Source organism: Leucothrix pacifica (assembly GCF_003172875.1).
GTDB classification, from domain to species: Bacteria; Pseudomonadota; Gammaproteobacteria; order Thiotrichales; family Thiotrichaceae; genus Leucothrix; species Leucothrix pacifica.
This window is the reverse complement of record NZ_QGKM01000112.1, coordinates 1-19,442: the sequence shown is the minus strand read 5'-3', so window position 1 is coordinate 19,442 and position 19,442 is coordinate 1. Positions and strand designations below refer to the sequence as shown.

Genomic DNA, 19,442 nt, shown 5'->3' with positions numbered 1-19,442 from the left:
TATCCTGACATAGGGGGAAGGGCTTGTTTGCATGATTTTCCTCCGATCAGCAATGGGTGTGATGAGTTATGAATGATTAGGCTATCATTTTAATAACTTGTCAATGTATACATTAGTGGATGTATTGACAGATCCCTTAAAAGAGTGAATGATAAAAATATCTATAGTTCAAACAGCAGTGAAACGCCACGCATTACTTTTAGTCACGTATATCCCGTTGATATCAATGACGTTGGTGCATGCTTTTCGATAATCTCAGATAAGTGTAGTCAGGATGATTAGTCTCGATAACATCTCAACAGTCAGCAGTGGTTTAAAGCGGCCGGAATGTGTCCTAACAACAAGTAACGGGCGAATTTACACAGCCGATTGGCGAGGTGGTATTGGGATTACCGAAGCGGACGGTAAACAGTGGTATTTGCTTGCGAAGGAAAGTGAGTTTGAGCTAAGGCCTAATGGGATTTGTCTGTTGCCGGATGGCTCTTTTCTCATGGCCCATTTGGGCGATAAGAACGGTGGCATTTACCGACTTTCTCCACAGGGTGAGGTGACGCCGTTTTGTATTGAAATTGCTGGCGAAGCATTGCCACCTAGTAATTACGTCCATTTGGATGCACAGGGCCGTATTTGGCTGACGGTCAGTACCCGGCAATATCCGCGTAGTAAAGGTTATACGGACAAGGTTGCCGATGGCTTTGTTGCGGTTATTGAGCCTGTTGCCAATGGCCCAAAGGATGGTTATAAAAAGCCCCGTATCGTTGCAGATAATCTGTGCTATACCAATGAGTGCCTCACTAGCCCGGATGGGAAGTACCTGTTTGTTAACGAGACCTTCGGTCGCAAACTCACCCGCTTTACCATCAATGATGATGCGAACCTTTCTGACAAACAGACCATTGCACATTTTGGGCCGGGCGTTTTCCCTGATGGTTTAACCTTTGATGTAGAGGGTGGTATTTGGATTACATCAATTGTCAGCAATCGTGTGATACGTATTGCCCCCAATGGTGAACGAGAGGTGATGGTGGAAGACTGTGATATGGATCACTTACAAATGGTTGAATTTGCGTTTCAGAAAGGCACCATGGGGCGTCCTCATCTGGATGTGGTGAAGAGTAAAAAACTCAAGAACATTTCCAGTCTGGCCTTCGGTGGAAAAGACCTGCACACCGCTTATATGGGATGTTTATTGGGGGATGGAATCTATACGTTCAACAGCCCGTATCAAGGCCATCCGCCAACACATTGGCTTTTTGAGGGGCCAAATCGTAGCCATTATCATCCGGAATAACGCCAAGCAGATAGGATAAACACGCATGCAAGGATCAGAAAAAATACGTCTGGCGACGGTCGGGACGGGATACTTCAGTCGTTTTCATTACGCGGCCTGGGCTCGCATTCCTGAGGTTGAATTGCTTGGCGTATGTAGCGTCGATAATGATTCGATGTCTGATGTCGTTGATCAATACGATGTGGCGTTTAGTAACGACAATTTTACCGCCATGCTTGATGAGGTGAAGCCTGATCTGGTAGATATCATCACTCCACCGGACACACATACCGAGTTTGTGATGGCTTGCGTTGAGCGCGGTATTACGGTGATTTGTCAGAAGCCTTTTACTCAGAATTATCAGCAAGCAAAAGCGCTGGTCGAGCAAATAAATGCACACAACGGACAAGTAATTATTCATGAAAACTTTCGCTTTCAACCGTGGTATATCAAGTTAAAAAGCTTGCTGGAGCAGAATGTATTGGGGCAGTTATACCAAGTCACTTTTAGTCTGCGCCCCGGTGATGGGCAAGGACCGCAAGCCTATCTGGAGCGTCAGCCTTACTTTCAGCAAATGGAGCGCTTTTTAATCCATGAAACCGCCATTCATTTTATCGATGTGTTCCGTTATTTGTTTGGGGAGATGACATCAGTATTTGCGGATCTCAGACGCATTAATCCTGTCATTAAAGGCGAGGATGCGGGCTTATTAGTGTTTAATTTTGAAAACGGTACGCGAGGCTTGCTGGATGGAAACCGACTAAGTGATCATAATGCGAAGAATTGCCGTCTGACGATGGGCGAGATGCGTATTGAGGGTGAGAAGGGTGTACTTAGCCTAAGTGGTGATGGAAAGATCAGTTTTCGCATATGTGGTGATACGCAAATGTTAAATATTGCTTATGAATGGCTGGATTGTGATTTTGGGGGCGATTCCGTTTACAATCTGCAAAGGTATGTGATTGATCAACTTATGCAAGGTGCATACGTTGTCAATAATGCACAGGACTACCTGCAAAACCTGAAAATTGCAGAACTGGCCTACCAATCAAATGCAAGCCGAAAAGCTCTGGATTGTAATCATGATGAGGTAAGCTAAACGCAAAGTAAACGAAGGAACCACGAATGGCCGTCACCCACAGGCAGACTAAAACCGGAAAAGTAAAGCTATCGCTAACGGATAAAGCTTATAACGAGCTGAAGCGCCGTATTCTGGATAATGAGCTGCCGCCGGGAACGCAACTAATGGAAAGTGAGCTGGCTGAGCTATTGGACATCAGCCGTACACCTGCGCGCGAAGCGATGATGCGTCTTGAAGTGGAGGGCTTGGTTGAGGTTCGTGCCCGGCACGGTATGAAGGTTAAGCCGATATCCGTATCGGATATGAACGAGATTTATGCGTTGCTAACCGGACTGGAGTCCACCGCAGCCTGGCAAGCTGCGCAAATCGATCACTCCAAAAAGACGTTGGACGCGCTGCGTCAAACCGTTAAGGAAATGGACGATACTTTAGTGAATGGGGACATGAAAGCCTGGGCTGCCGCCGATGAGGCTTTTCACCGTCAGTTGGTCGAAATGAGTGGCAATCAACGCCTGATTCAAATCGTTCACCGACTATTAGACCAGTCCTATCGGGTGCGAATGATGACGCTCAGCCTCCGCCCTAAACCTGCTAAGTCAAACGAAGACCATGCTGATGTCGTTGATGCCATCGTCAATAAAGATGCGGAAGAAGCGCGCCGTATTCATCGTATACACCGCGAAAAAGCGGGCGACATGCTGGTGGGGCTGCTTAAAAAATATAATCTCACGCAGCTGTGATTTGCTTACCCAACGCAAGGTGGTGGTGACTTGTTATTCCCCAATTGCCCGCTCTGATACAGCTTATTGCCTGACAGATATAATGTATGCGAATCATTAATTACGGTTCTGCAAAGTGTGCGATACCCATACAGTGTTGCAGGCGAGGGCCTACGCAAGTCCTTTGTAATCACCTTAATATACGGTGGTGTGTTATGGCGATATTACCTAAAGACTCTATCGCCTTATATACAATACTGATCAGTATAGACTTGGTATAGGCTTATAACTTAGCTAATTAAGCCTAAGTTCTCCAGTTTCAAAATAACTTGATGAGCGCAATTGTCAACATCAGCATGTTCTGTTTCTATGCGTATTTCAGGGTTTTCAGGGACGTCGTAAGGGTCTGAAATTCCAGTGAACTCCTTTATCTTGCCTTCACGAGCGAGCTTATATAACCCTTTCCTGTCCCGCCTTTCACATTCCTCAAGAGAAGTTGCTACGTGGACTTCAATAAAGGTACCAAATGCTTCGATATCTTCGCGAACAGCCCGTCGTGTTGCGGCATAAGGTGCAATCGGCGCACAGAGTGCTATGCCACCATTTTTTGTAATTTCAGATGCAACATAACCAATGCGCCGGATGTTTAGATCACGATGTTCCTTAGAAAATCCAAGTTCTGATGAAAGATGCTTACGAACCAGATCGCCGTCTAATAAAGTAACAGGTCGCCCACCCATTTCCATTAGTTTTATCATGAGAGCATTAGCAATTGTGGACTTTCCAGAACCAGAGAAGCCGGTAAAAAATACGGTAAAGCCCTGTTTAGATCTTTCAGGTCGGGAGCGGCGTAATTCACGTACGACTTCCGGGAACGAGAACCATTCAGGTATTTCCAAACCTTCACTGAGGCGCCGTCTCAATTCAGTACCCGAAATATTTAGTACTGTTGCATCTTCCTCAATTTCGTCAGCAGCTTCGTATTGGGCACGCTCCTGAACGTACACCATGTGCTTGAAGTCGACCATCTCGATACCCATTTCTTGCTGATGCTCACGGAAGAGTTTTTGGGCATCGTATGGCCCGTAAAAGTCCTCACCTTGTGAGTTTTTCCCAGGTCCTGCATGATCACGGCCAACGATAAAATGAGTGCAGCCAAAATTCTTGCGAACCAGCCCATGCCAAACGGCTTCACGCGGTCCAGCCATACGCATAGCCAGATTTAGTAGGCTAAGGTTAGTGGTTGCTGAAGGGTACTGATCAAGTACCGACTCGTAGCAACGCACACGCGTAAAGTGATCAATATCCCCCGGCTTGGTCATACCAACAACGGGATGGATCAATAGGTTTGCTTGTGCTTCTTTTGCTGCGCGAAACGTCAATTCCTGATGAGCACGGTGCAAGGGGTTACGGGTTTGGAAGGCAACGACGCGACGCCAGCCTAACTTACGAAAATACGCCCTCAGCTCATTGGGTGTGTCGCGGCGTCTGCGAAAATCATAGTGAACAGGTTGCTGGATACCAGTAACCGTACCGCCCAAGTACACTGAGCCTGCTGTGTTATATAAATAATTTACAGCAGGATGAGTAACGTCATCAGCCCCAAAAACGTTGATTGCTTCCAGGGTTTTATCTGGCACCCAGTTATCAGATACACACAGTGTTGCCAGAATCACGCCTTCTTGATCGCGTAATGCAATGTCAGTTCCAACCTCGATTGTGTCGGCGAATGCTGGTGTGACATCCAGAGTAATAGGTATTGGCCAGAGTGAGCCATCTGCAAGGCGCATTTCTTGTACCACGTTGAGGTAATCTTTTTCGGATAAAAAACCTTTAAGCGGATTAAAGCCGCCATTCATTAAGAGTTCTAAGTCACATATTTGTCGAGGTGTTAGATCCCATGATGGAAGATCAGAAGCTTCCAGTTTTAGTTTTTTTGCGCTCTCGTAAGAGACATAAAGTTCAGGAATAGGTAGATGGTCAATCAATGTAAATCCTTTGGCAAGTCGGCCTGTAGGTAGTTAATGATTAAATAAACTTATAAAGTTTGTCGATGTTGGTATAACTAATACGAATAGCAATTAGGTGCCATTAAACATAAATAATTAGAATTTTGTAAATGATATTAATAGCTATTAATAATCACATTTGTCACTAAGAGCCTAATAGTAACTATCAGATAGGTGTAAGTATGTCAGTGAATCATCTGCTTCGTTTTAGCATTAATTACTCCACCTCAAACTCCCCGGAATACCGAAACACCTGCCCAAACAACGGATGCCTCAGTCCAAAATCCATCACAAACCGATGTTCCCCGACAGCGCGTTCCTCAATACTGCCATAGCCTAAAGCCAACCATTCCGGAATGCGGATTAGTTTGCCTGCCAGCCTCAGCACATAGCCATCACTGTGATAATGTAAACAATCCTCTGCAAATGACAAGGTCATCCTCAGGCCTAAATACTGATTACTGAACTCAATGATTTGCATCGGTGCGACACAAACGGTTTGGCTGGTAAACGTCATCGTCTCACCATCAGCAAATACCAGCGACCGAAACCAATACTCCTGCCCGTCTTCAAGTCTTCGCTCAACAGTGGTCGGTATCGCCTTGCCCTGACGATTCAATAAAGCCCCCATGCGGACGATTAGATTCATCGGCCATTGCAGCCACCTCGGGTACGCTACATCCAGGTGCCCTTGTTCACGATGCACATCTCCATTCATTCGGTAATGCGCCTGTAAGCCTGCGGGCAATTGCTGCCAAACCTCACCTAATGCTTGTTGCACCGGTGATGTTGTTTGTTGTTCCGTCATCATGACACCTCAACTAAAATAGGGTTTAAACAGCATAAGAAAAACAATCAACAGCATTGCTGTAAATGCCGGAACGCCCAGCCAAAACCAGATACGGGCATAGTACCAATATTGCTCTGGTAAGGCCTGATGGTTGGCAGCAGTCTCCGCGGATAGATTGCGCATTTTGTATTGCAAGCAAACTACGGGAATCCAGCATGCGCCTGCCAGCACATACAACGCCAGACTGATCAGTAACCAATTGGTATTCAGCGGTATATTGAGAATATTCATCAACATTACTCCGCTAACAGGCTGGATAATTACGGCAGGAGTAGTGAATAACCAATCTGCCAATACCACATGCCGGTTGATAATCGCGATATGATTGACGTCACCCGTGCGGTCGCCCATCCACTTGTACCAAGCCGTTCCCAGTCCGACGCCAAATAACACCACCATGCTGATTAGATGAACATATTTGAGTGTAAGGTAAATCATTGTTTCAAGCCCTCTTCAACACTTAACGGTGGTCTCTGAAGGAGCTGGGTGAAGTCGGCTGCTGAAGCGCTATTTCCCGCTTGTAGCATCTTCAAATTGTCTTCTGAAAACAGTGGAAATAGTGTCCAAAAGACCTTCGACATCATGAATAACAAGGTAAACGGGATTGGAATAATGAGTGCGGGCTTTTTGCCTAGGCTATTGCGAATTGTCTGAAGCCACTGTTTGTAGCTCACAGCCTCTGTGCCAACTGCTGCGATGGTTTTCTTGCTTGCGTTATCGGTCGTGACTGACGCCAAAACAGCCCGGACCACATCGCTAATATGCACTGGTTGAACCAAATATTCACCGTTTCCCGGTACAGCGATCAGCGGCAGTTTTGCCATTAATTGAAACAACCTGAAGCTTTTACTGCCCTCACCATAAATTAATGAGGGCTGGATAATCGCCCAGTTCAGTGTGCTGGCTCTCAAAAAGTCATCCGCAACTTTACGGTTTAGCTGATAAGGCGTGAACGCAGTGTCATCCGCACCGAGTGCTGAGATTTGAATGACTTTATGGATGCCACATCGTTGGCAAGCGTCAAATAAGGTGATTGGCGCTAATTGGTGTAATTGCCTGAAGTGTTGTGTGCGAGTCTCAGCGATAATGCCGACACAGTTGATGACGACATCAATATCATTAAGGTGTGGCAGCCAATCCTCAGCGGTCAACATATTGTTAAAATCAACACCGCTCGCACGGCTGCATGGGATGACTTCGTGACTTAGGTCGCAGAGTGCTTGATGTAAATGTGAGCCGACAAACCCACTGCTTCCGGTTAATAAAATACGCATTCTCTATGCTCGCTTTTTGCTTGGATGATGGCCAGAGCTTGCAGTAACGGGCTCTCCAAGACTTCCGGAAAGATAATTCCGTATAAAACGCGCTTACAGATTTATCTTTCGATACTTCGCAGGCGTGGTGCCGGTGATGTCGCGGAAGGCGTCGTAAAATGTCGATTGCGAGGAAAACCCAACCTGCATCCCAACATCCAGAACAGACAACGAGGGCTTAGAAAGCAGTAACTGCTGAGCCGCTTCCACCCGATACTGACGGATATATCGTGAGAAATGCATGCCGCATTGGGTGTTAATTAATTCGGATAATTGATGGCCTGATAAGTCTAATCGTTCTGCCAGATTAGCAAGTTTAAGATCAGGCTCCTGATAGGCTTTTTCGGTTTCCATGAGCTGCTGAAGTGCGAGTAATTTGGAATCACTATCGACCTGCGTGAGCGTGGAGGTGGTATAAGCTTGCTGAGCAACTTCGCTGACAGCTTCGGGCAAGTTGGGATTCCACAGTAGTGCTAAATGCACCAGTACAAACACTGCACCAATGCCAATTGCATAAAGACTATGAAAGAGTTGCTGGTCTAATAAGGGAATGGATATACCAAGAACAAAAACAGCCAGCCCCATAAACAGTGCAATCAACAGTATGGACACTTCACGTTGCCATAATTCGCGTCGGGCACGCATTTTGCTGATTAATCGAAATAGCCAGAGCAGATAGAGGCCACCGATCAGAAATGCCAGCGGCATGGAAACTGAGTGAGGCAATAGCCAAGCCAATAATACCGGTAAAAAGTGAGCCACTGAACGCAATGGATGGAATACAGAGTCAAGCGCTAGCTGAGCCTTAGCGAAGAGATAAAAGCTCGGTGCGATACAGAAAAGTGCTGCGATATACAGCGTATCAGAGGGTAGGTGCGCCTGAGTGAACAGCCAGGCATGTGAGAATTGCACAAGCACAATAGCGGTAATGAGCGTCCAGACATAGCAGCGACTCTCCCGTTGATAAGCTTGTGTGGCTCCCAGCAATAAACCCGAGCATATCGTGAAGCCGCACAGTAGTAATGCCACAAATTGAATCGTTTCCATACCAGTATAGTATGAGACAGCACATCGTTGTGCCAGACAAACGTGCATACGCGGGCAAGGGTGCACAATAATTGGGAGGCCAGGCGTTTTAGTGTTTGGATGTTATGTAATGATATAAAATCGGCAGGTGTCCTGAAAGTTGGTGTGAAAGCGGACTACAAGCCCTATGGTTTCCGTGACCCGTCTGGCGCAATCGTGGGAATCGAGCCTGATCTGGCAAAAGATGTTGCGGATCGCTTAGGCGTTAAAGTCGAATACGTACCGGTGGTGAGCTCTAACCGTATGCAGTTTTTGGAGCAGGGCAAGATTGATTTGATGATCGCCACCATGACGGATAAGCCGGATCGCCGCAAGGTTGTATCAATTGTTGATCCAAACTACTACTCCTCAGGCACCAATGTATTAGCGCAAGCTAAGTATGGCTTTAAAGAGTGGGAAGACCTACGCGATAAGCCGGTCTGTGGTATTCAGGGTGCTTTCTACAACAAGAAAACAGCCAAAGAGTTCGGTGCAAAAATTGTTGCCTTTAAAGGAACGGCAGAAGCGTATGCTGCGCTTAAAGGCGGTAACTGTGTGGCCTTCGTTTATGATGACTCTGCCATCGTTGCCAAGACCAAAGATCCGGAGTGGGAAGGCTATGAAATGCCACTTAAAACCATTGATGACGCACCATGGGGTTTGGCGGTACAGCTGGGCGAGACTGCGTTTCATGAGTTGATGAGTGATCAGATCATTAGCTGGCACAAATCTGGCCGCATCCTTGAGCTGGAAACAAAATGGGGTGTTGAGAACACACCTTTCGCTATCGGTATGAACAAAAAATACCAGTAAGCGTTAGCGCAAAGCCGGTGGAATTTAACGATTTCACCGGCTTTTTTCGTTGCTCACTTCAACAAGGATTTCAAGATGGACTCATTTTATGAATGGTTCAAGATACTCTATGACGACACAGGTATAAATCTACCGTTTCTCTACGACAGTTATGACCGTGGTCGGATGTTTGATGGTTTTTTAATGACCATTAAATTATCACTGCTTTGCCTGTTCTTCTCCGTCATTATCGGCATGATAGGTGCGTGGTTACAAAACTCCCCTCTAAAATGGACACGTCGCTTTGTTGGTGGCTACATCCAGATTTTTCGTAATACCCCACCGCTGGTGCAACTGTATTTCTTCTACTTTGCCGTCGGTGCTTTATTACCAAAAATAGACAATGGCTATGGTGGTGAAATGCCCTTATTGGGCGGTTTTGCTTGGGCGGTGATTTCCTTGTCGTTCTTCGCCGGTGCATTTAACGTTGAGATTTTCCGTTCTGGTATCGAGGCGGTGCCGAAGTCAACGGTGGAAGCGGCTGAAGCGCTGGGCTTTTCGCGTCTGCAAATTTATAAAGACATTACCTTGCCGCTGGCGTTTCGGGTGATGTTGCCAGCACTGAATAATAATTTGGTGAATCTGGTAAAAACGACCACCTTGGCCTACGCCATTGCGGTGCCTGAAATGCTCTACGAAGCCAATCAGATCTGGTCGGATAATGTGAACGTGACCGAAATGATGATCTTTATGTTATTAGCGTACTTCTTCCTCGTCGGCATTCTTGTGTGGGGAATGAATCGCTGGGAACGTGCTATGAAAATTCCGGGGTATGGCTAATGAAACGATCTGATTATCAAACCGAATATAAAACAGACTTGCCAGTGATGGTGACGCCTTTGCCAAAAACAGGTGGTAGTTTTCGTTTTACCCTAAAGCCGTGGCATGGTTTTGTGATTTTAATGGCCTGTCTGGTGTCCTCCGGTATCGCTTATGCGGTGACGGATAAGGAAAATGCCTCGATCTTTGAGGTACTGGTGCGCTGGATGCCACTGCTGCTGAAGGGCTTTATTTTTAATCTGGTGATTTCAACTTGCGCCATGGCGATTGGTACCGCTGTTGGTGCCGCTCTTGGCCTGGGGCAGATTTCGCTTCACGGCTGGGTGCGCAAAGCGAGTTGGCTGATCACACAGTTTTTCCGCAATTCACCGTGGTTGGTGCTGTTGTTCTTTGCCATGTTCTTGCTGCCATTTGAGATTACCATCGGCGGGCTAACCATTCCGTTGCCGGATTGGGTGAAAGCGATTATTGGTTTGTCGCTGCCGGTAATGGCGAATGTGTCAGAAATCGTGCGTGGCGCGGTATTATCGCTGCCGAGCGGACAGTGGGAAGCTGCGGAAAGTCTGGCGTATACCCGCAGACAAACACTGTGGTTAGTGATTTTGCCGCAGTGTGTGAAGCGTATGCTGCCGCCATGGATGAATCTGTATGCGATTTTGACCATGGCTACGGTACTGGCGTCGATTGTTGGTGTATCAGAAGTGATGACACTGACCGGGCAGGCACTATCGGCTGAAGGTGGACAGACTTATTGGCACCGTTTTACTCCTTTGTTTTATTACTGTTTTTCGTTTACTGCTACCCGATTTCACGGTGGACGGTACATCTGGAAAAGAAATATTCTGTTATCAACTAAGCATTGCTTAAGAGGACCATAAAATGACAACCAATGAAGAAATGCCAATGGTTTCGATAAAGGATGTACACAAATCATTTGGAGATCTTGAGGTACTAAAAGGGGTGTCGATGGACATCAACCGGGGGGAGGTCATTTGTATTATCGGCCCGTCTGGTTCCGGAAAGTCGACCCTGATTCGCTGCATTAACGCCCTGAACGATATTCAGCAAGGCTCGATTCTGGTTGAAGGTCAGGAAGTAAATGACCCGAATCTGGACAAGCTGGAACTGCGCAAAAAAGTCGGCATGGTGTTTCAACAATACAATTTGTTCCCGCACAAAACTGCGCTTGAAAATATCATGATGGCACCGATCCGGGTGTTAAAGCAGGACAAGAAAGAGGTTGAGGAAACCGCGCGTGCACTGATCAAGAAAGTCCGTTTGGAGGGTAAAGAAGATAACTACCCTGGCGAACTGTCTGGTGGTCAGCAACAACGTGTGGCGATTGCCCGTTCATTGGCGATGAAGCCGGACGTGATCTTGTTTGATGAGGTAACCGCAGCGCTTGATCCGGAAACGGTGAACGAGGTGTTACTGACCATTAAGGAGCTGGCCGAAGAGGGTATGACCTGCATTTTGGTGACGCATGAAATGGCGTTTGCGCGTGAAGTGGCCGATCATATCTATTTCACCGACCGTGGTGTGATTGTGGAGCATGGGCCGCCAACGACTTTCTTTGATGAAGCAAAAGATCCACGAACTAAAGAGTTTTTGAGTCAGATTCTTTAGTGATTGCTTCTTAGTAGTCTGTGTTGTTCCGGGTAGTATTGAAGCTGCCCGGAACAAATTCGAAACAGTAGATGCAACCTGTAACCCTTATCAAATTTACCTAAGCACTATTTAGCTACGTTTAGAGAACACTCTGCATTCTCTGGTAGGCTTATGCTGCGGGCTTGCTTCTTTATAAATAAGGCCCGGCAATTCCCACAAACGTAATCACCACACCCAGCAATAAATTCACCAATACCGTCCAGCGAATCTTCCCAATCAAGCCTGCCGCTTTCGGTAAATCTCCCGCATCGACTGCTTTGCTAAATGGCAAATAAAGCGCAAAAAACAAAAAGACAAAAATTACACACATCAGCAGGCCGATATTATGCATCCATGCTAAATAATCTGCTGAGAACCCACCAAAGCGAGCGAATAAGCCGCTATAGCCGGTCAGCAACAACACGGCAATAAACAACCAAACCCACATAAAAAAGCGACGGAACGCGCCCTGAAACAGCTTCAATCGCAGTGGTGGTTCAAGTTCAGCAACCGCTGCCGGGCGCATGGCAACATAAGCGAAAAACATGCCGCCAATCCAAAGTGTTGCAGCAATGCCGTGTAAGGCGGCGAGGTAAGGGATTAAGTCTTGCACAGTCATAGCCTCTGTTGGGTCATCATTGTTTAGCTGGTTAATACCAGATGAGACTTCTCAGCATACGCAAACCATTGGCGTGAGTCAGTTTAAATCTCAAAAACGATTGGCTCTCGTGCCAACTCAACCCGACTATTTACCGAGGAGGCATTGATATACGTTGTCTGGCCTTGTTTAACCATGCCCGGACTCGCGTGAACATGCCCAAAGCAATGCAACTTCGGCACAACTCGTGCTAACTCTCTGGATAAAAACTCACACCCCAGCACCATGCCCCGACTGGATTGATCAAGTATTTTAAAGGGCGGTGTGTGGGTAATCAGTACATCCGTGTCTGTTGGAATCCTTGACCACTTAGCGATCAGGCCAGCTTCGTTCTGATAGAAGGCATGGCGCGATAAATCAGGCACCCATGGTGAGCCGTAGAACACAACACCATGATACTCATAACGTTCGTCCTGAAGGTAGACTGCATTTTTAAACGGATTGCCCCGAGCCTTGACATGGTTTTCTAAGAGATGATCATGGTTGCCACCGGTGCATAAAATCAGGTCGAAGTTTTGTTTACCGAACCAGTCATCTATGTTGCTAAGTGCTGAGGGATCATCATCGTACAGATTAAACATATCGCCACAATGAATGAGTACATCGCCTTCAAGTGTTTTGAATTGGTGGTGTAGATTATGAGTGTCGCTGATTATTGTGATTTTCATACGTGCTCCGCTGATAATACTCACTATCAACTGGCCGGCATCTTTCAGCTGTGTTAAACGGGAGTATTAGGTTGAGTCATTATTAAACAATAAAGGCGTCAATTAGTTCATTTAATTCGAGCGTAAATGATCCCACAAGCCTATGATTCATCATGCATGACCGTTGTGAGACTAACCGGAGGGACGCCAAGCTGTGAACCAATCACCCATTACATCCAAAGCGCCATCGCGTATCGAGTTTATTATTTTGATGAGCGTAATCGTTGCCGTTGACGCGTTGGCAATAGATGGCATCCTGCCGGCACTGTCCCACATCAGTCACGAGTTTGGCATTAGTGAAGGAAATGACCGCCAGTATATCGTCACCTCCATCTTTATTGGCTATGCCTTCGGCGTGATGTTATTTGGTGTTGCCTCAGACAGCTTTGGCCGCAAACGGCCTATCTATGTAGGTTTTATCATCTTTCTTATCGGTACAGTCATCACCGTATTTGCCAGTAGTTTTAGTATGTTACTGGCCGGTCGCGTATTGCAGGGCGTTGGCGCAGCAGGGCCGCAGGTTATCCCCACCGCCATCACTCGTGACATGTACAAAGGACGCGGCATGGCTGAGGTCATGTCACTGATTATGATGGTGTTCCTGATGGTACCGGCGTTTGCGCCATTGATAGGACAAGGCATATTAATGATCTCAAGCTGGCAGGGCATCTTTATCATGCTGGGCGTTTATGCTTCGCTAGCTTTTGTCTGGTTTGCGATTCGACAACCTGAAACATTGCCACCGGAAAAACGCGTGCCGTTCTCTGTTAAGCAGATCAGCGCATCCGTCAAAGAGGTATTTCGTAATCAACCCGCTGTTAAATACATGGTGGCAGAGGGGCTCACATTCGCGGCTGTGTTGGCTTATATCACCATGGCCCAACAGGTCTTTCAGGAGCACTACCAGCTTGGCGAGCGTTTCCCGCTGTATTTTGGTGGCTTGGCGCTGGTGATGATGCTGGCGTCATTTGTGAATTCACAGTTGGTTGAAAGACTGGGCATGCGCTTGCTGGTACTTAGAGGCGCAGCGGTTTTATTTGCAGCATCCCTCATTTACTTAGCCATCATTTTACTCAATGACCAGTCTGTGCCTTTGTGGAGCTTTATGCTGTACGCAGCGATGGCGTATTTCTGCTTTGGCCTTTTGTTTGGCAATATGCATAGTCTGGCGATGGAGGAAGTTGGGCATATCGCTGGTGTGGCGGCGTCTGTCGTTGGTTCGGTGAGTGTGCTGATTGCCACGATTCTGGGCGGTATAATCGGTAGTTTTTATAACGATTCGATTACGCCGGTTGTGCTGGGCTTTGGGATACTGATGGTGCCGATTATTTACATCAGCTGGAGTGATAAGCGAGATGCTACGGCGGGCTAATGCCTCAGGCAGACTTGCTCGCGCTTGTTGAGTAAGTCTGCCTGAGGTGGAGGTATGTTTTCCGAATACTCCAGAAAGTCACTTTGATGACTACTGAACCGGATTCGCCAATACCTTCATCCGCCGCTGTTGAATAATTGCCCCAACACTAAATACAATCAACGCCACCCAGATAAACCCAAAGCTGATCAGTTGCGCCTGATCAAACGGCTCACCAAAAAAGTAAATGCCGGACAACATTTGCATAATCGGGTTGATGTACATCATAAAACCAACCGCAGTCAGGCTCAGTTTTTTTGCGGCAGCAGCGAATAACAACAGCGGCAGAGCGGTAACAAGCCCCGAGGCAATTAATAACCAGGTCACGCCAGAACCATTACTAACAAAACCACTTTGTCCGGTGGTAGCCAGCCAAGCCCAGTATGCAATCGCTAGTGGCAATAATACCGCCGTCTCGATGGTCAGGCCGGAGAGTGAGTCCACTTCGGCTTGTTTGCGCACAAGTCCGTATAAACCAAAACTCATTGACACAATAAGCGATACCCACGGCAAGCTGCCTATCAATACGATCTGAATGGCGATGCCAATCACCGCGAATACGCAGGCAATGATGCGGTATTTATCCAGTGTTTCACTGAGGAAAACTTTTGCCAGCATCACGCTAACCAGCGGTGTCAGGAAGTAACCGAAGCTGGACTCCAGTACGCGTTCATTCGCCACGGCCCAGATAAAGGTCAGCCAGTTGATAGCGATTAGCACGGAGGAAAGCGCCATGGCTTTGCGGGTGGCGGGGCTTTTTAAGGCGTCTTTGATACGCGACTGTTTGCCACTCAACATCACCACGACCAAGACAAACACGAACGACCACACGATGCGTTGCGTCAGTATTTCGGTGGGCTGGACCGCACTGAGGTAGTAGAAAAAAATGGGGAAGAAGCCCCACAGTACGTATGCGGTCAGCCCGTAAATGAGTCCGGTTTGTTGTTGATTAAGCATGTGATTGCATCGCCTAAAGAGCGCTAGCTTAGGCTCAATTGGCAATATTGCCTAGCATTTTTAGTCATCAACTGAGCGTCCCTGCAAGCATGACAGCCAGTGCAATGACATGGATTAAGATAATGGCTTTGTCGTTCCATAGCAGACCCACCACCAACCAGCCTGAAATACCGGCTAAAAACAGGTAGGTGTTCCATGGAGTCAGCTCAAAAGCAGTTGCCGCATAACCCAATATTTGAATAATGGATGCGACCCATTTGAAGTAAAAAGTAATGCTGTCTTTTTGTAACTCGAACTGATGGATAACCGCTTGCATAATCGTGACCACCTAAATCGTTAAGGTTAATTTGATGGTTAAAGTATCGGTTAGCTGTCTGGTGTTGACTAATCATATTATCCCGCGCAAGACTGTAGATAATCTACTGGCTGAGGCGTGACATGCGTGAACCCAATTTAAAAGCGTTGAAGATGTTTAACGTCGCAGCGATGCATCTGAATTTTCGTTTAGCAGCCGAAGCCCTGCACCTCACCCAAGGTGCAGTAGCGCAGCAGGTTCGGCAGTTGGAGTCGGACTTAGGCGTAAAGTTATTTCACCGTCAGGCGCGAGGCTTGGCTTTGACTGAGCGTGGTGAGCAGTACCACCAAGCGATTAACCATGCCTTGAGTATTATCGAGACGGCGACGCAGCGGGTGACCACACCAGATAATCGGGTCACGGTAAGCACAACGCCATCGATGGCAGCCAAATGGTTAGTGCCGAGACTAACCCGTTTTGAACGGCAACATCCTGATATTGAGATGTATATAGTCGCCAGTGAGAAGGTGATCAACTTGCAAACGGATGGGGTTGATATCGCGGTGCGTTTTGGTCGTGCACCTTTTGATCAGTCATTGGATGCTGAGCATTTGGTATCGATTACCTTGTTAGCCGTGTGCAGCAAAGCTTATGCAACAACACATTATCAGTTGGATACTGAGGCGGACTCCGACGAATTCACGGTTGATGATCCCAAAAGTTTTGTGATTCAAAAGCTGATACAAGATAGCCACGGTCATTGGGATGAATGGTTTCGGGAAATGAATCTGCAACCTGCCCGGCGCATGCTGCGATTCAATCAAACGTCACTGGCGATTGATGCAGCGATCAATGGCCAAGGGGTGACTTTAGTGCCGAGTATTTTGGTGCAGGATCATCTGGAACAGGGGCATTTGGTGAGCTTGTGGCAGCACATGGTAGATAATGGGTTCGGCTATTATCTGGTTTCTCAGAAAAGCCAAACACCACCGGAGCCTGCTGTTGAGGCAGTCCGGCAGTGGTTGCGTGAGGAGTTTGCCTGTAGCAAAACAAGTCGCTTATAACTGGCTTTCAATGAGCTGAGTGATTTGCTTGTCAGTGGGTGAAACATGGCTGGCAAAGCTGGCGAGTACCTTGCCGTCTCTGCCCAGTACATATTTATGAAAATTCCACTGCGGATATTCTCCGGCTGCCTCACCCAGTGTTTTGTAAAACGGTGAAGCTGCCGATTTCATGGCATGTGTCTTTTCAAACATGGGGAAATCAACACCATAAGTCAGGCTACAAAACTCGGCGATTTCTTTCTCCGTGCCGGGGTCTTGATTACCAAAATCATTGGATGGAAAACCCAGAACGGCGAAGCCGCGGTCTTTATAAGCCTTATACAGTGCTTCCAAGGTCTTGAACTGCGGTGTGAAACCACAGTAGCTGGCCGTGTTTACGACCAGTAGCACCTTGCCTTTGTATTGTGCGCACAGGTTGACCCGACGGGCATCACTCAGGCGGCGAAAGCTGTAGTCCAAAGTCGCAGGGCAGTCTGTCGGGTTGGCTGCGGCCTCGACTCTGACATGGCTAGGCTTCATGTCATTGGCTGAGTTAGCAAATATCACCGCTGACAAGCTCAGGGCTAGCGCAGATATGATAAAGAAAAATGAACGTTTCATGGGAGTCTCCTATGAGCCTGGTGAGATCAGTCGTTGACGAATCCCCGGCTGTGATGTGTTAGGCGATAACCAAATCGATAAGAAAGACTCACCGAACTGTTGGTCGGCGACCCCACCAATATTACGCCCATTGTAGATAAAGGTATTTTTGCCATCAGCATTTACCTGAAACGCTAATTGATCGCCAGGCTTTACCGAGGGCCAGATGTTATTGAGTTGTTGTGTCCATTGCTGGCGCTGGCTTTGAGGCAGTCCTAATCGCTGCCACTGCTGATCGGTCGCACTGATAAGGTGACGCTTTTCAATACTGCGGCGATAGGTGATATCCAACACTTTAGGGTAGCTGTTTTGTTGGTACTTGCCGTTGGGTGTTTTAAGTGCAATTTGATACAGAGGAAACATTAGCCAGCGCATCTCGGCGGTACCGACCGTTTTGAATTGATTCACACTACTGGTGACATTGGCAGTCGCCAGTTGCGTGCTAAAACAGATAATGAAAAGAGTGATAAGTATGCGGGTGGATTTCATAAGCATCTCCTGAAGCCGGGTTCGCAGTAAGTACTACGCTAGCCTGAGGAATGTCAATGTAACGTGAAAGGCAAAAAAAAGCCGCCAAGGCTAGTAGGGGTAGCGGATGGCGGCGAGTATCATCACAAGGGCACTGCTGTTTCGGATCAGATCCGGAGGTAAAAATTCGTTTGTCGTTTTGTTTCGACGTGGATGCAGTATGTCATTGCGAAGCTGACAATAATCTTTCGTTTAAATGACATTATTGACAGAATGGTGCTCAAACCACGTGTTTTGAAGGTTTCTTTTCACCAAACTGAACGCTCGCTTTCCAGATCGTGATATTTTTTGAAAAAGGATGATTTTTAGGTGGAACGATTAACATACCGTTCATCGGGAAAGTGGAGAATAGTGTTCAACCTTTCAGGGCGGAAGGTTGCAACGAAACAATAATAGAATAATAAAAATAACTAACTCTAAATCGTTGTTTGCTGATAGAAATAAGGGGTCATGAGCAGGTTTTTTCCTTCCTTTTGAATCTGCTCTGCGACCCCGCTTTTACACCTCGGAAACCGGTGAGGCTTCTTCTCCTACACCTCACCGGTTTCTGTTTTGTCTTCCGGATTCAGATACTAACGGATGTCATCCATTGCTCCGGATTGCCCCGCTTGTCACGCCATTTTCCCGGTCTGACGCCTTCTCTGTCCGGCATGTCCGGTGCCAGAAAAACCGCACCCAGTAAACGCTCTTGCAGTGGAATCTGACAGATTTCAAAACTGACTTTATCTCTTAACGTGCCACCACTCGACCAGTAGCTATCCATGCCACGAGCTGTTGCCGCTAATAAGAGATTCTGCGTTGCCGCTGCCGCGGCTGCCACATGCTCTTCATTTTTATCAGCGATTCGGGCGATCTCTTCATCGCTGTTGCCTGTTTCAGGTTCGGGTAACCACGTCACCAACACCAATGCACCATAGGCGGCGATCATACGCAGGATTGCGACATTCTTATTTAGCCCCAGCTCAGGGTGGTCCATCAGTGCATCGATCAGACGTAAGCAGTTCTTTTGATCCAAGGCATAAAAGCGCCAAGGCACGGGGGAGTCCATGTCACGGTCCAGATGAGAGGTGTGTGCGGTGTAATGAAACGGTGCCCAGCCTGCGACCTTCATTGCTGCTTGTACTTCCTCGAAAAAACCATCAGGAATGTCCGGAATATTATCCACATCACCGATGACTTTGACCGATTTGCGGGTCTGAATAACCTGATCGACTGCCGTTGTTAACTGGTCAGGTGAAAGTGTTTCTGAGTGTTGAGTCATTGTGGAGCCTGTTTTTGAGAGATGCGTCGGTATATTGTACTGAAAGCGGCGGGAAGATTCATACCTTGATTGATTTGTTACTGATACATGGATGCACTGTGCGTAAATGAAGTGCCCTATGAATCGGTCATAAGGTTGTTGCAGGTAGGAGGGAGGTTTTTAAGGAACGCTCAGAGAGCGATAATTGACTTCACTAAGCATCAAGGAAAAACGTAGAAAATGGGGACGGACCAACCGTGTCAAAGGAGAGAGAAAAAGACAAATCATTCTGTCCCCATTTTCGTACTAGTGAAGCAACGAATTAGATTATTATTTTTCTCTGTACACGACAATTTA

General features: G+C 47.1%; 21 protein-coding genes. 9 read left to right on the top strand and 12 right to left on the bottom strand.

Annotation, left to right across the window (positions count from 1 at the left end; all coding sequences use genetic code 11):
* Positions 1 to 274: 274 nt before the first annotated feature.
* From DKW60_RS22570 to DKW60_RS22560, 3 genes are read left to right on the top strand one after another with little or no spacing between them, the layout of a single operon-like run.
* Entirely contained in the window at positions 275 to 1,291 is a 1,017-nt protein-coding gene (locus DKW60_RS22570; RefSeq protein WP_109839917.1) for an SMP-30/gluconolactonase/LRE family protein, read from the top strand.
* Positions 1,292 to 1,316: 25 nt separating this feature from the next.
* Complete coding sequence (locus tag DKW60_RS22565; RefSeq protein WP_109839916.1) at positions 1,317 to 2,369, top strand: Gfo/Idh/MocA family protein; 1,053 nt, start codon at positions 1,317 to 1,319, stop codon at positions 2,367 to 2,369.
* A gap of 26 nt (positions 2,370 to 2,395) precedes the next feature.
* Positions 2,396 to 3,091: a GntR family transcriptional regulator gene (locus DKW60_RS22560; protein WP_109839915.1), complete on the top strand. Its 696-nt coding sequence runs from the start codon at positions 2,396 to 2,398 to the stop codon at positions 3,089 to 3,091.
* 269 nt (positions 3,092 to 3,360) lie between these two features.
* Here DKW60_RS22560 and DKW60_RS22555 read toward each other — a convergent pair whose 3' ends face one another.
* From DKW60_RS22555 to DKW60_RS22535, 5 genes are all read right to left on the bottom strand, one after another.
* Positions 3,361 to 5,058, bottom strand: a complete 1,698-nt coding sequence (locus tag DKW60_RS22555) for a bifunctional sulfate adenylyltransferase/adenylylsulfate kinase (protein WP_109839914.1) — start codon at positions 5,056 to 5,058, stop codon at positions 3,361 to 3,363.
* A gap of 238 nt (positions 5,059 to 5,296) precedes the next feature.
* Positions 5,297 to 5,890 (bottom strand): DUF4166 domain-containing protein, encoded by a 594-nt coding sequence (locus DKW60_RS22550; protein ID WP_109839913.1) that lies wholly within the window; start codon positions 5,888 to 5,890, stop codon positions 5,297 to 5,299.
* Positions 5,891 to 5,896: 6 nt separating this feature from the next.
* The gene (locus tag DKW60_RS22545; RefSeq protein ID WP_109839912.1) at positions 5,897 to 6,367 is read right to left on the bottom strand and encodes a DUF2269 family protein; all 471 of its coding nucleotides are present in this window, start codon (positions 6,365 to 6,367) and stop codon (positions 5,897 to 5,899) included.
* Entirely contained in the window at positions 6,364 to 7,203 is an 840-nt protein-coding gene (locus DKW60_RS22540) for an NAD-dependent epimerase/dehydratase family protein (RefSeq protein ID WP_109839911.1), read from the bottom strand. Before DKW60_RS22540 ends, DKW60_RS22545 begins: the two co-directional genes overlap by 4 nt.
* Positions 7,204 to 7,296: 93 nt before the next feature.
* Entirely contained in the window at positions 7,297 to 8,289 is a 993-nt protein-coding gene (locus tag DKW60_RS22535; RefSeq protein WP_181389858.1) for an AraC family transcriptional regulator, read from the bottom strand.
* 99 nt (positions 8,290 to 8,388) lie between these two features.
* Here DKW60_RS22535 and DKW60_RS22530 point away from each other — a divergent pair, with 99 nt between their 5' ends.
* The 4 genes from DKW60_RS22530 to DKW60_RS22515 all read left to right on the top strand — a co-directional run bounded on the left by DKW60_RS22530 (position 8,389) and on the right by DKW60_RS22515 (position 11,565).
* Positions 8,389 to 9,120 (top strand): transporter substrate-binding domain-containing protein, encoded by a 732-nt coding sequence (locus DKW60_RS22530; protein ID WP_109839909.1) that lies wholly within the window; start codon positions 8,389 to 8,391, stop codon positions 9,118 to 9,120.
* A gap of 75 nt (positions 9,121 to 9,195) precedes the next feature.
* A complete protein-coding gene (locus tag DKW60_RS22525; RefSeq protein ID WP_109839908.1) occupies positions 9,196 to 9,939 on the top strand; it encodes an amino acid ABC transporter permease in 744 nt (247 codons plus the stop codon).
* The gene (locus DKW60_RS22520; protein ID WP_219988888.1) at positions 9,939 to 10,817 is read left to right on the top strand and encodes an amino acid ABC transporter permease; all 879 of its coding nucleotides are present in this window, start codon (positions 9,939 to 9,941) and stop codon (positions 10,815 to 10,817) included. Before DKW60_RS22525 ends, DKW60_RS22520 begins: the two co-directional genes overlap by 1 nt.
* Position 10,818: 1 nt before the next feature.
* Positions 10,819 to 11,565, top strand: a complete 747-nt coding sequence (locus DKW60_RS22515) for an amino acid ABC transporter ATP-binding protein (protein ID WP_109839907.1) — start codon at positions 10,819 to 10,821, stop codon at positions 11,563 to 11,565.
* Positions 11,566 to 11,737: 172 nt separating this feature from the next.
* Here DKW60_RS22515 and DKW60_RS22510 read toward each other — a convergent pair whose 3' ends face one another.
* Together DKW60_RS22510 and DKW60_RS22505 are read right to left on the bottom strand one after the other, a co-directional pair.
* Complete coding sequence (locus tag DKW60_RS22510) at positions 11,738 to 12,199, bottom strand: hypothetical protein (protein WP_146203556.1); 462 nt, start codon at positions 12,197 to 12,199, stop codon at positions 11,738 to 11,740.
* A gap of 89 nt (positions 12,200 to 12,288) precedes the next feature.
* On the bottom strand, positions 12,289 to 12,912 hold the full coding sequence (locus tag DKW60_RS22505) for a metallophosphatase domain-containing protein (RefSeq protein WP_109839905.1): 624 nt from the start codon (positions 12,910 to 12,912) through the stop codon (positions 12,289 to 12,291).
* A gap of 193 nt (positions 12,913 to 13,105) precedes the next feature.
* On the opposite strand from DKW60_RS22505, the gene DKW60_RS22500 reads away from it, so the two are divergent.
* On the top strand, positions 13,106 to 14,323 hold the full coding sequence (locus DKW60_RS22500; protein ID WP_109839904.1) for a multidrug effflux MFS transporter: 1,218 nt from the start codon (positions 13,106 to 13,108) through the stop codon (positions 14,321 to 14,323).
* Positions 14,324 to 14,413: 90 nt separating this feature from the next.
* Here the strand turns inward: DKW60_RS22500 and rarD are convergent, their stop codons facing one another.
* A complete protein-coding gene (gene rarD, locus DKW60_RS22495) occupies positions 14,414 to 15,319 on the bottom strand; it encodes an EamA family transporter RarD (protein WP_109839903.1) in 906 nt (301 codons plus the stop codon).
* Between the two features lie 67 nt (positions 15,320 to 15,386).
* Positions 15,387 to 15,635 carry a DUF6552 family protein gene (locus DKW60_RS22490; protein ID WP_109839902.1) on the bottom strand — a complete coding sequence of 83 codons (249 nt, stop codon included), beginning with the start codon at positions 15,633 to 15,635 and terminating at the stop codon, positions 15,387 to 15,389.
* A gap of 122 nt (positions 15,636 to 15,757) precedes the next feature.
* Between DKW60_RS22490 and DKW60_RS22485 the strand changes: the two genes are divergently transcribed.
* Entirely contained in the window at positions 15,758 to 16,678 is a 921-nt protein-coding gene (locus DKW60_RS22485; RefSeq protein ID WP_219988887.1) for a LysR substrate-binding domain-containing protein, read from the top strand.
* Here the strand turns inward: DKW60_RS22485 and DKW60_RS22480 are convergent.
* From DKW60_RS22480 to DKW60_RS22470, 3 genes are all read right to left on the bottom strand, one after another.
* Entirely contained in the window at positions 16,673 to 17,278 is a 606-nt protein-coding gene (locus DKW60_RS22480; protein WP_109839901.1) for a glutathione peroxidase, read from the bottom strand. The two genes, DKW60_RS22485 and DKW60_RS22480, sit on opposite strands and share 6 nt — an antisense overlap.
* A 9-nt stretch (positions 17,279 to 17,287) precedes the next feature.
* A complete protein-coding gene (locus DKW60_RS22475) occupies positions 17,288 to 17,806 on the bottom strand; it encodes a chalcone isomerase family protein (protein WP_181389857.1) in 519 nt (172 codons plus the stop codon).
* 604 nt (positions 17,807 to 18,410) lie between these two features.
* Positions 18,411 to 19,106, bottom strand: coding sequence for a nitroreductase family protein (locus tag DKW60_RS22470; protein ID WP_109839899.1), 696 nt, complete (start codon positions 19,104 to 19,106; stop codon positions 18,411 to 18,413).
* Positions 19,107 to 19,442 lie beyond the last annotated feature (336 nt).